At 31.2% G+C, this 13,787-nt stretch carries 6 protein-coding genes; 1 reads left to right on the top strand and 5 read right to left on the bottom strand.

Annotated features, from left to right (window positions below):
* Positions 1 to 6: 6 nt before the first annotated feature.
* The 5 genes from ACW9UN_RS06020 to ACW9UN_RS06000 form a co-directional block, all read right to left on the bottom strand.
* Complete coding sequence (locus ACW9UN_RS06020; protein ID WP_459484828.1) at positions 7 to 1,650, bottom strand: RagB/SusD family nutrient uptake outer membrane protein; 1,644 nt, start codon at positions 1,648 to 1,650, stop codon at positions 7 to 9.
* A gap of 11 nt (positions 1,651 to 1,661) precedes the next feature.
* Positions 1,662 to 4,778, bottom strand: a complete 3,117-nt coding sequence (locus ACW9UN_RS06015) for a SusC/RagA family TonB-linked outer membrane protein (RefSeq protein ID WP_459484826.1) — start codon at positions 4,776 to 4,778, stop codon at positions 1,662 to 1,664.
* A gap of 36 nt (positions 4,779 to 4,814) precedes the next feature.
* Positions 4,815 to 6,731 carry an alpha-1,3-galactosidase-related protein gene (locus ACW9UN_RS06010; RefSeq protein WP_459484825.1) on the bottom strand — a complete coding sequence of 639 codons (1,917 nt, stop codon included), beginning with the start codon at positions 6,729 to 6,731 and terminating at the stop codon, positions 4,815 to 4,817.
* An 84-nt stretch (positions 6,732 to 6,815) separates the two neighbouring features.
* Positions 6,816 to 6,989, bottom strand: coding sequence for a hypothetical protein (locus ACW9UN_RS06005; RefSeq protein WP_459484823.1), 174 nt, complete (start codon positions 6,987 to 6,989; stop codon positions 6,816 to 6,818).
* Positions 6,990 to 7,018: 29 nt separating this feature from the next.
* The gene (locus ACW9UN_RS06000; RefSeq protein WP_459484821.1) at positions 7,019 to 9,559 is read right to left on the bottom strand and encodes a DUF8693 domain-containing protein; all 2,541 of its coding nucleotides are present in this window, start codon (positions 9,557 to 9,559) and stop codon (positions 7,019 to 7,021) included.
* A gap of 230 nt (positions 9,560 to 9,789) precedes the next feature.
* Here ACW9UN_RS06000 and ACW9UN_RS05995 point away from each other — a divergent pair, with 230 nt between their 5' ends.
* Positions 9,790 to 13,767 (top strand): hybrid sensor histidine kinase/response regulator transcription factor, encoded by a 3,978-nt coding sequence (locus tag ACW9UN_RS05995; RefSeq protein WP_459484819.1) that lies wholly within the window; start codon positions 9,790 to 9,792, stop codon positions 13,765 to 13,767.
* Positions 13,768 to 13,787: the final 20 nt, after the last annotated feature.

The following is a 13,787-nucleotide window of genomic DNA, read 5'->3' as shown; positions in this document are numbered from 1 at the left end:
AGAATTTTAGTAGCCAGGATTTTGTTTAAGATTTGAATTTAAATCAATTTGTTGAAGTGGTATAGGAAACCATACTCTCTCTGAAAACCAATTTTGTTGTAATAATACAACATGACTGTTCCAAGCCCCATTACTGGGATCTAATGAATTTATAGTTTGATCGAAAATATTAAATCTTGCCAAATCAAACCTTCTCCAGATTTCAAAACACAACTCTCTAGAGCGTTCTTCTTGAAGCTCTTTAATAAAATTTGAATTAAAATAAGCAGTATTAAGGTCTGTAACTGTGGCAGGAGCAATAATTGATCTTTGACGCAATTCTGTTAATATGGCTCTAGCTCCAGGTTCATTTCCTGTATAGAAAAGTGCTTCTGCTCTTAATAAAAGTATATCTCCATATCTTAATAATGGAATTGAAATACCTGATGCCCAAGGAGCATAAGATTTTTGAGCAGGATCTTTCATTCTATATTTACCTACACTCATAAATCCAGAACCTTTTCCAGGTAAGTCTCTAGGTTGATAATATCTAACACCTTCAATTTCTATTGTTTCAAGTATATTTGGGTTACCACCTAAATTACCAGAAACATTATGACTAAAACGAAAATCAGCTGAGTTATACAGGTCAAAAAGTTCTCCTGTTGGACGTGTCCAACCAGAACCACCTCCAACTCTTTGTGCATTCCCTTGTGGTATAAAGCTATTAATAACAATTGTAATAACTTGTTGAGAAGCATCAGAAGAACCTTCAGCTGCAAACATCACTTCTTCTGCTTGATCTGATTTAGTTGATTCTCTAAAAAGACGATCGTAATTTTGAGTTAAACGATAACCGCTATTAGCAACAATATCTCCAGAGATGGTAACTGCACTTTGATAACTTGCATCTTCATCTACCCAATTAAAATTGTTTAGCGTAAATCCAAAATCACTAAGGCCATTTATTTTCATGCTTGCTAAGTAGGTATGTACTTTTACTAATAATCCAGCAGCTGTCCATTTATTTACACTAGAAGCTAAAGGTCCTCTGTTTTGAAGATTTTGATACCCAAATTCGTAATCGGATAGTATTTGAGCATAAACTTCTTGAACAGATTGTCTTGCTTTAGTAGGACTATCACTAGTGCTTGTATACACAGGAATAGCTCCATGCATCATTGAAAGTATCGTATGAAAAAATCCTCTTAACAGTTTTGCTTCTGCTTCAATTTCAATTTTTCTTGTACCCGTAAAATCAGCATCAGGAATGTTAGGTAAGTTTTCAAGAAGACTATTGGCTCTACTAATTCCAGCATAAAGGAAAAACCAATTAAAATTTAAGTCAACATCTTGACTTGTAAAAGCTGCTGTTCCAAACTGTCCTCCTCTATTATTTGCAAATTGTTGAGGTACAACTCCTTCACCTGTACCACCTACTAACATTTCAAAAAGATCTCTTCTAAAAGAATCTGCATTTCCTTGTCCTTGAATATCACCAGCAGTAAGTGTATTATAAACCCCTACTAAAGCTATTTCAGCATCTTGTGGTGTTTTATAAAAATTTTCTGGTGATGTAAATGAATATGGTGTTGGCTCTAATGTATCTTCACATGAAGCTAGTAAAACTACAAAAGCTAAAAATAAAATGTTTTTTATAATATTTTTCATGGTTTGTTTGTTTAGAATGTTGCGTTAAAACTTAAAGTAAAATTTCTCGCTCTTGGATAAGCTATTCTATCTAGTCCTGAAAGAAGAGGGTTGTTAAAATTAACTTCTGGATCCCAACCAGTATAGTTAGTCCATGTTATTAAATTATTACCTATTAAATTAAATCGTAAAGATTTGAAACCTAATTTTTGAGTGATATCTTTAGGTAGTCTATACCCTAAAGAAACGGTTTTTAATCTGAGATAAGAACCATCTTCTAGATAATAAGAAGATGCTATTTGTTGATCTAGTTGACGATAGGCAGGCGCTGTGTTGCTTGGATTATCTGGAGTCCAGTTATTCTCAAAATAATCTTGAGAAATATTCATCCAAGGTTGCACTCCATTAAGTCGAACTTTAGCAGCGTTGTATAAATCATTACCATAAGACCACTGAAAAAATACAGATAAATCAAAGTTTTTATACGTGAAAGTATTATTAATTCCACCAAAATGTACAGGGTTACTATTTCCAATAACTTGCCTGTCTTCATCGTTTACAAAACCATCGCCATTTAAATCTGAATATTTCATTCTACCTGGAAGAGCTGTTCCAGAATATACTGGAAGTCCATCTTTTAAAGCGAAATTTCTGTCCTCAAAAGCCACGTTAGGATCGCTGTTGTTTTGCCATGTAAAATCATCTATTTGATAAATTCCATCAAATTGATAACCATACATTGTACCAATTTGTTCACCAACAATTACTCTACCAACATTGGCTTGCCATCCGCCAAAAGTACTTATAGGTATAAATTCGGCACCACCTAAATCTTTAACTTCGTTTTGATTAAAAGTGATATTAAAATCTGTTTTCCACTTGAAATCATTTTTATTAATATTGAAAGTAGATAATTGTAATTCAACACCAGAATTGTCTATTCTTCCTATATTTTGAAATTGTGAATTGAATCCACTTTGTGAGGGTATTGGGGCATTCAGTAATAAATCTGTGGTTATTTTCTTGTAAACATCTGCGCTGAAATTTATTTTTCCTCCAAAAAGACCCAAGTCTATACCTGCGTTAAGTTGTTCTGTAGTTTCCCATTTTAAATCTGGATTCGGAAGTGTTGATGGAGCCAAACCAAAGATAAGATTATCATTACTCGCATAAAATGCAGGATTTAATTGAGCTAGATAGGTGTATGCAGGTATTCTTTCATTTCCTGTAGCTCCGTAACTTAATCTTAATTTTAGATTAGAAATAGCGTTAATATTTTTTATAAACGATTCATTAGTCATTTTCCAAGCTAATGCTCCAGAAGGGAAATACCCCCATTTATTGCCTTCTCCAAATTTATCTGACCCATCTGCTCTCATAGTTGCAGTTAAAATAAATCTTTTGTACAGGGTGTAATTAATTCTACTTAAAAAGGAAACTCTATTTGTAGAAAATCTTTGGGTACTATACTCACTAACAGAAGTTCCAACACTTATATTATTAACGCCAGTGGTTTGATTTTCAAACCCAATAACTTCATTTAAAAAATCTTCAAAGTTGTAGTGGAAAATTTCAAACCCTGCTAAAGCATCAATTCTGTGGTTTGGATTAAAACTTTTTCTAAAATTTAATTGTGAGGAATGATTTATAGAATAGGTATTTACTTCTTTAACTCTAGCTCTACCATTTTGTAACCTACCCCAACCTGTGTTTGAACTGTAAAACTCTTTTACTTTAGAATTGCTTACATTAAAACCGGTAAAACCTGTATAACTAAAATTATCAGTAAATTTATAGTTAAGGTTCATATTACCAAAAAGTCTAAAAATACTAGTTTGTTTGTCTGATTCATTAATTAAATCTAAAGGGCTAATAAAACCATCATCTGCAAAAACAATATCGTCTGTTCTAATATTCCATGGATTACCAATTACAAGAAATTGAGTTATACCTGTAAAACTATCAGGACCACCATTATTGGCTATACCCCCTAAAACAGAATAAGAACCATTAGAATTGAACGTAATACTGAGTTTATCATTAATATCAGTTTTTAAACGCATTCTTAAATTGTATTGTTCATAATCATTGTTTACAACAAGTCCTTCTTGTTGTAAAGCACCTAAACCAACAGAATAGTTGGTGGTTTTATTACCTCCTCTTACAGATAATTGGTGTTGATGACTTATTGCAGTTCTTAAACCCTCTTCTTGCCAATCAAAAGAGGGTAGTTGCGTAAAATCTCTAGGAGTATCGAAAGTACCATCATTGTTTGTGTCTTGATTTAAAAATTGATCATTATTTATATCTTGCTGATAGGTTAAATAATCATCTGCTGATAAAACCGATAATTTTTTTATAACCTCTGAAATCCCTAAATTGTAACTGTATTCAGCAGTGATACGACCATCTGAAGTACCTGATTTTGTAGTGATAATTACAACTCCATTTGCACCTCTTGAACCATAGATTGCAGTTGCAGATGCATCTTTTAATATTTCTACAGACTCTATATCAGCTGGATTAATACCTGTTAAAGGATTTATTCTTGCTTGAGAAGAACCTGTAGTTGCCACTTCATCATAATTTACATCTATTTGAACACCATCTATTACAAAAAGAGGAGAGGATGTGCCATTTATAGAAGTTTGCCCTCGAACAGTTATATTATTTCCTCCTCCAGGTTGCCCAGAATCTGAAGATATTTGAACACCAGAAACCCTACCCTGCATTGCAGAAAAAACATCTGTGGTTTGAGATTCCATTAGAGTTTTTGGCTTTATAGAGGAAACAGAACCAGTTACATCACTTTTCTTTGTAACTCCATAACCAATAACTACAATTTCGTCTAGGTTATTTGTTTCTTGCTCTAGTTGAACATTAATTATTTTTTGTCCATTGTATTTTACTTCTTTAGTTTTCATCCCTAAGTAGTTAAATACAAGAATACTTTCGGCATTGGGTAGTTCAATGGAAAATTTACCATCAAAATCAGAAATATCTCCAATTTGAGTACCCTTTATGAGTATTGTAACACTTGGTAAAAGATTACCTTCTGTATCTGTAACTTTACCTGAAACCTTAATTTGGCTGAAAGAAAACTGAAACGATACAAGAGCAAGTAATAAAATGATAATATGTTTATTCATTTTTAAAGTTTTAGAGAGTCATTTTAAAGACTTTAATTATTTTGATTTTATGATTGTGAAACCATCCTTTTTAGAGATGTTTACATTAGTAGATTTTTTATCAATTTCTATAGAACCTTTCATACTATCATTTAAACTTTTATATTGATTTCCTTTAATAGCAACGTTAGTACAATTTACAATTCTTAAATTAGAGATGTTAGGGAAAATAGGTTTGTATTTATCTGTTTGGATAATCGTATTATTTTCAAAAACAAGTCCATCTACTGAAATAGCGTGTAAAATGGAACTGTCAAATGTTTTAACAGTATTGTTTCTAATGGTAATATTTTTACTATAATTTCCATTAAAATTTTTCTTGTCTACATATTGTGGATCAATTAAAAATATAGATTGGGGTCCATTACCTCCATAAACTGCATTTTCAATAAGGTTGTTTTCAATTAGCAATCCATCATTTGGTCCAGATTCGTTCCATAATCCCAAATCTCCTGTTAGTCGAAAACTAGCCATTTGAGATGATAAATGATTGTTTCGAACCACTACTTTTCTCGGAGTAGAAATTAAAAAACTACGTGCTCTATTATTTCTAACTATATTGTTTTCTAAAATAGCTGAGGCATGCCAAGAGATATTTTCGACACCATCGAACACTTCTACATTATTGGTGATGGGTTGATTAAAAGTAATATAAGATATTTTTTCATTTACACGTTCTACTTTTTTTAAGACCATTGGAGGCGTAGTGGGTTGTAAATTTTTTTGATCAATTATTTGCACTTTATCTCCTTGCTCCCCAAATAAATAACCATTTTGATGTGGGTGATACGTTTCTACAGCCAATGTATAATCATCAATAATTTTGTTTACTCTAACATAAGTACCATGAATATTTGTTGCATCGTCTAACATGTTTTCAAATGTGCAATTTTTAATGGTTACCAAGCCTTTTACATTACAAAAATGTGTAGCATCTGCTGTAGTTGTAACCATTCTGCCAGAACCTTTTCTAAGTACAACATTAAAGCTATCTAAGGTAATGTTTTCTGATCTTTCTGCAATTAATCCCATAGCTCCAGAATGATACACATTAACACTGTTAAACTCTAAATCCTTAGATTTAAAGACTCTAAAAGCTGGGCTAGTTCTATTTTGTAAATATTCTCCTTTAGATACCATTACAGTACCAATTGGGGGAATTTTTTTCATTTCAGTGGTTATTCTTATCAACCCTTTTTTTAACTCCTTTGCAAAAATTCCTTTTTCTGGCATATTATACATTTTTGTGTTGTATAGAGGTGCCATTGTTTTGGGATCCCAAAATATGTTTTGGCCAACTTCTAAATTATAATGCTCCCAATATGCAAATCGTTTTCCATATTTTCTTTCATAAGGTGTATCTGGCCTCTCTAATTTTAGATATAAATGTCCAAACTTTACTTCGTATGGCGATTTTACTTCAATATCAAACGTTTTGCTTGTTTCGTCTTTAGCAACAACTAAACCTTCTAAGGCAAAAGGAACCTCCCAATCTATATTGAGGTTCGTTATTTTTACGTTGGTGCTTTCTTCAATAATAAAAGGAATCATTTTACCATGATACATAAAATCAGAACCACCACCATCAATTTCAAAGTCGTGAAAATCAATTAATAAAAAAGAAGATCTTTTTAATCCGTTGTCATTATTGGTAATTTCGCAATATGTTTCTGGTGCAAAAGTCGGATAGAAGTGATAAGTCCCTTTAGGAAATATTAACTTGCTTATGCCTTCGTCCTTGCATTTTTTTAAGGCTTCTACAACAATTGGTGTTGCATCTTTACTATCTTGGATATTAAATTCTGATAGGTTTAATACTTTTTGTCCGTAACTGCCCATTGCAATACACAGTACAAAAAAAACGACACCTTTTTTCAAGATATTGTTGTTTAAAATTTCTTTAATTATCCTCATTTGCAGATTATATTTTAGGTTATTAAAAGTGCTACCTATGATATTTGTATTATCATAGGCAGTACAAAATTGTTTTCTATGTGCTTAAAAACCTGCACCAGGATCAGCAGGAACTGAACTTGCCTGTGCTTTTTGAGGATTTAAAATCATATAAGTACCTAATGCTGTTAATGCAGCGTATTTACCATAGTTTCCTATTTTTTTTATGGCTTCTTTACGAGTAATTTCTTCTTTGTTGTTTTTGATATTTTTTTTCATGATGATTTCTTAATTTATAGGCTAATTAATTATTCTAAAACAATTTTTTTGTTTAATATTCCTTTATCATTTTCTAATTGAACAATGTAAATTCCCGTAGTTAATTTTGGAAGGTGAACATCATGTAATCCATTGGATGTTAGGGGAGTATTTACAACTTGTTTTCCTAAAGTATTAAACATTTTTAAATTAGATTTTGCTTTTGATAATCCTACAATTCTTAAGGTAGAATTGTTAATAAGATACATGTCTACATGGGCTAAGGCTGCTGTTTCCGTGCTTAATGCAGTAGCAGATGTATGCAAATAAAAACGACCTACATCTTTAGAAGATTCTGTTAAGGTAACTTTAAAGTTAGTTGATTGTGAGATTTCATTAAAAGTATTGTTCCATCTATCCTCTAAATAAACTTTAATATTTGGTGGAAAATTTGAAGTTTTTAAAGAAAATGTTAGCGTTTTACCAGATTGGGCAAGCACACCTACAGGTATTATTAACGATTCTAATTCAGATATTGGTAATGACTGTTTTTGGTATTTTTTACCCTGATTGTCACTTACCAATTGCGTGAAGAGTTCAAAATCACTTTTAACTCCACCAAATACTTCGCCTTCCCAACCAAAGTCGTAACCTTTGGTAGCATTATTTAAATAATAGATTTTTGCAAAGCGACTATTATTACCATCAGAGACTGATAATTTTAGTTCGGTTCTAGTAGTTTTTTGAAAGGTACCGCCTGTAGTTGCTTGGTTAGATTCTGAGAAGTTAATACTTCCAGGCGTGTTTACTTTTACAAAAAAACCTTGGGCAGGTGCTAACATAAAATTATCGCCAGATACTTGAGCTTCATATTGTCCAGCTCCACCATTTTCAGATTGGTTCCACACCCAAATTTGTGATTGGTCAATTCCAGAGGTAGCTCCTAAAAATGTAGCACTATTAATGTGAGCTATATACGGATTGCCTAATAAATTAAAACCAGCAGTATTCGTGGTAATAGTAACATCTTCTGTATTAAAATCTCCTTCAAAGCCAACTTCATTATTTGCGTATTCACCTCCACCTGCTGCAAATGTTATATCATCTGGAGTAACTTTCATAGAAAAACCTTGACCCGGATTTGCAGGTATATTTGTACCAGAAAAATATGTCCAATCATTATCAGCAGGGTTGTATGTTGCAAGCCCTCTATTAGATCCAGTGCCAGAAGCAAGATCATTTTTATCTGCAAAAGCAGTGTCAAAAACCTCGCCAGATAAAGGAGAGGCTACCAAATACCATGCTTTAGTATTATCTGCATTATCTTGTAGGTTTGCAAAATAACGAACGATACCAGTTACATCAGATGCTCCATTTACAATAAATACATTTCGATCTTGTATTCGTAATTCGGTAGTTACTTTAATATCATTAACAGCTACCCCTGTAGAAAACATGTTGCAATTTGCACCAATGATGGCTATATTTTCTGTACCATCTCCAATAGGAGCAGTACCACTTGACCAATTGGTGTTTTCAGACCATAATAAAGAAGTAGTGCCTTTAAAGATATTTATTTCAGAATTCCATGCACCAACATCATTATTATCAGTTCCAAAATCTATTGGAGTAGCTTCTGATAAAGAATTGGGAGCAGAAAAAACAACTCTATTCATAGAAGCATTCCAAACTAGGTTTGATGTCGATAAATAATCCGAATTTGTTATTGTTGAATTATTATTAGTGTCTAGGTTGTTTTGATATTGTGCAAGGCAATTTGTCATTGTCATAGAAGCACCTGGAACAGCATTGAAATCGGAATAAGCACCACCACTAACTTGATTATTGTAAAACAAACAATTTGTTGCAGTTACGCTAGCGCCATTTGTACTAGCCCTTATAGCTGCACCATTAAAATTACCTGTTCTTGCCAACTTGTTTTCAAAGAAAGTACAATTGGTTAAACTTACAGTAGCATTGTAAACAATAATTGCCCCACCTCTTGCTTCTAGAGTTGTTGCTGTTACAATTTGATTGTTATAAAAGGTGCTATTAGAAATATTTGCGGCAGTTGTGCCTCCTCCGCTTAAATAAAGAGCACCACCACCAGAGGTAGAGGTAGAAGAATTTCCAGAAAAAACACAATTTGAAATCGTTAAACTAAAATTTGCTTGAGAGTTAAAAAGAACTCCACCAGCATAATCTGTTGGAGCTGAATTTCCTGGGTCTGGATCTGTTGATGCAATATCTTGAAAGATGATGTTAGAAAATGAAATTGAAAGATCTGATGCAGAAACTACAAAAAGTCTGTTAGAACCGTTTCCGGTTATAGTTGCATCAGACTGTCCCTCAAAAGTTAAATTTTTACTAAGCGTAATCTCAGCTGTTTGAGCTACTGTACCTACTATAATAATATTATCATTATCTGAAGCAGCTATTACTGCACTGTTTAACGACGTATATGGGTTTGTTTCAGAACCTAAAACAGCTCCACTATCAGTTACTGTTGTACCTACGTAAATATCAATACCAAATATATTAGCTGTTAAAAAAAAGCAGAACATTGCTATTAAAAAGTTTTTGTGTTTCATAATCTGTAATCTGTTTTTAAGTATTTTAATGTATAATTTGATTGAGAATTGAAATTTTAAAACGTATTAAAATATCACTCTTCAAAACTAGAAAAAGGGTCAATTATCGATGTTTTGTTATGTAACAATAAGTTTTACTATTGTAACAAAATGAGTATTTATCAGCAATACTGTGGTTTATTTCCGATTTTATTTATTTTCTTTGGTAAATATTATAAAATATTCAATTAATGCAGGTAGCAAGGCGTATCGTATATGTACTTTTTATTCTTAATATTTCCTCATCAGTTTTTGCACAAAGCTTACATTTAAACTCATTAACTGTAAAAGATGGCTTATCGCAACACGATGTTAGTAGCATAATTCAAGACTCAGAAGGTTTTATATGGATAGCTACTTACGACGGATTAAATAGATTTGATGGTTACCAAATAGAAAACTATTTTCATGATAATAACAATACTTTAAGTTTATCGAGTAACAGAATTCGATGTTTGTTTGAAGACGATAAAAAACAAATTTGGATTGGTACTGATGGTTATGGTTTAAATTATTATGATTTAGAAAAAGGAAGTTTTACAAGAGTAAAAGTTCCTGAAAATTATGGAATTATAAATGATATCGTACAAAACTCTTTAGGTGAAATAATTGTTGCAACAACACAAGGTTTACTTAAAGTATCCCAACAAAATCAATCTTTTTTGGTAGAGGTATTACAAACACCTATTACTGGCTTTAACATCAAAAAAATAAATATTTTAAGTAGTAAAGATGTTCTTTATGCCACCACAAGAGGGCTTTGGAGATATCGTAAAAATAAGTATACGTTAGTAAAAAACGCTAAAGATGTTTCTTTAAATACAATTTTAGAAACCTCAAAACAAGAAATTTGGATTGGGGGTAAAGACGGTTTATATCAACTTAAAAATGGCATATTACAATCTAAAGAACGCTTTGTTAATAGTAATATATTGTCTATGGTTGAAGGTGTAAATAATGATTTATGGATTACCACTTTTAACCAAGGACTATTACATTTTTCTTTAGATAACAAATTACTGTCTAGTAGCTCATCAATAAATAATGCCAACGAATATTACTTATCTAACAGCCAATTAAAATATATTTTTAAAGACGCTACCAATACACTTTGGATTTCAAATAATAAAGGCTTGGTTTACTCAAACTTAGATAGTAAAAAGTTTAAAAGCATTTCTCTCCAAAAAAAAGGACATGTTCGAACGCTCTTTTCTAATAACGATAAAATTTACTACGGATTACAAGGTGATCAATTTTATGTGTATTCTTTCAATTCAAATTCAAGTAAAGCTATCGATATTCCTAAAAGCGGAAAAGCGTTTAGAGTTGATACTTTAAATGGTAAGGTTCATTTAGCAACCACAGATGGTTTGTATAGAGAAAAGAAATCTAAAAAGGATGAATTTGAACTTGTGCCAGTTTTTGAAAATTCGCCCGAAAAAAATAATTTATTAGTAACTAGTTTTTGTAAAGATAATTTTGGAAATCAGTATTTTGGAACGTTTAGAGGGCTTTTAGTAAAAAATAAACAAAACACAACTTGGGTTAATGAAAAGTTTGAAAATTTAGATTATTTAAGAAATGTGCGTGTTTTTTCTTTAAAAGTAGATTATATTAAAAACTGTATTTGGATAGGCTCTATTTCTGAAGGATTGTTTAAAATGAATTTAGATAAATCTGGAAATATATTGTCTGTAGAAAGTTATAACGAACAAATGACAGGAGCTTATAGAATACCAAATAATTCAATTTGGTCATTCTATCAAGATAAAAACAACGCTCTTTACGTAGGTACAGATACTGGCCTTCTTTTAAAAAAAACGAACGAAAATGAATTTAAATCTGTACAAATAAAAGGGATTCAGAATAAAAAAATAATGGGAATTATTAGCGATAAATTGGGTAATTTATGGTTGAATAATTCTCAAGGAATCATAAAATACAATGTTAAAACAAACGAAATTACAAAGTACAGTTATTTTGATGGCTTATTAACCAACACTTTTACAGAAGCCATTTCTAAAAATGATAAAGGACAGCTTTTTTTCGGAAATATATTAGGCATTAATTATTTTAAATCTGGTGAGTTGTACGATAATTCCTTTCCTTCTAAAGTGTCTTTTACCAACCTTTGGGTAAATAACAATAAAGTTGGCGTAAACGAAGAGGTTTCTGGCGCTACGATACTCACAAAAATGCTTAATAGTTCTAAAAAGTTAGTATTTAATTACAAACAAAATGATTTTTCTATAGAATTTACAAGTACCAACTATGCAAATGTTAAAGTAAATAAATACCGATATCAATTAGAAAACTACGATAAAAAATGGCAAATTGTAGACAATAAAAAGCGTTTTGCTAGCTATTCTAATATTCCTAGCGGAAATTATAAGCTTGTTGTAGAAGCTACAAATCCTAATGGTCTTTGGTCCAATAAACCAAAAACTATTTTGCTAACAATTCAACCAGCTCCTTGGAATACTTGGTGGGCATATTTAATTTATGTTTTGCTAATATCTAGCGTGTTGTTTTCGCTAATTTATTTTTGGCAAAATAAAGAAAAACTGAGAAGTCAAATAGAAATTTCTAAATTTAAAAATGAACAAGAAAAAAAGGTAAACGAAATGAAATTAACCTTTTTTACAGATGTAGCGCACGAGTTTAAAACTCCATTATCTCTAATTATTGGACCCTTAAACGATTTAATAAAAGGTGATATAAGCAAAGAACACAAAGAGTTTTGTTACAGTATTGTGTCAAGAAATACAAATAGAATGATGAATCTAGTAAACCAACTCTTAGATTTTAGAAAAGTTAACTCTGGGGTAAATATCTTAAAAGTTTCAAGAAATGATATGTGTTCATTTATCACAGAAATTACAAAGTCTTTTGCTTGGCAATCTAAAGCAAGAGAAATTGACTTAAACATTGTGTCTCCAGATAGTTATTTTTGTCATTTTGATAAAGATATTGTAGAAAAAGTAATTTATAATTTATTATCAAATGCATTTAAATACACGCCTAATAAAGGTAAGATAGAGATAGAAATTAAGCCTACTTGGAAACAAGAATTAGAGTACTTTGTTATTTTAATAAAAGATAATGGTAAAGGCATTGCACAACAAGACAAAAAGAAAATTTTTCAAAGGCATTTTCATGGCAAAGATCGCTCTTCTTCTGGTATTGGTTTGCACTTAACAGCAACCTTAATAGAGGCACATAAGGGAGAAATTAACGTGTTAAATAGTGCTTTGGGAGGTACAGAATTTATGATTACATTACCAGTTTCATCAAAAGCATTTACCGAAGAAGAATTTTTAACAAAAGATGATATTCCAACCAGTATTCCAAAAGATTATATACCTGGAGATTATATAGAACCTTTAGAAGAAAACAAAGATAATGATTTAGAAAAAATTTTAATTGTAGAAGATGATTACGATTTAAGAAAATATTTAAAAAACATATTAATCAAAGACTATATGGTTTTAGAGGCTAATAATGGTAAAGAAGGCCTACAAATAACTTTAAAAGAAATACCAGACATCATTTTAACAGATGTAATGATGCCAGAGCTAGATGGTATAGAAATGTGTCAGCAAATAAAAAACAATATTCTAGTATCACATATTCCAGTATTAATGCTAACAGCAAAAACAGGAGAAGATTTTTACAATAAAGGCTTAAAAGTAGGTGCTTGGGATTATATTGCAAAACCTTTTAATAGTACACAATTGCTTCAAAAAGTAAATAATATTATCAAAACAAGAAATAATTTCAGACAGTATATTGCATCAAATTCCACAGAAGAAATTAAAAATCATTATGTTTCTTACGACCAACAATTTGTAAAAAATGCAGTAGAAATCATTCATCAAAAAATGGCTGAACCTGTTTTTTCTGTAAGAGAATTATCTTTAGAGTTGGGTTTAAGTAGAATGCAATTGCACCGAAAATTAAAAGCATTAGTTGGCGTAAGTACTACCGCTTTTATTAATGCTATAAAAATTGAAAAATCCATACAAATGTTCGATGATGGATGCGATCGAGTACAAGAGGCTATGGATGCTGTGGGTATCAACAGCTACTCACACTTTATCAGCTTATTTAAAAAAGAAAAAGGAATGACTCCGAGTAAATATATTGAGCAAAAACTTAAAAACAAATAGATTTTAACAACTACAAAATA

It is taken from the genome of Polaribacter litoreus (assembly GCF_054584775.1).
Note: the sequence above shows the minus strand (reverse complement) of the source record. Positions and strands in the feature narration are given on the sequence as shown.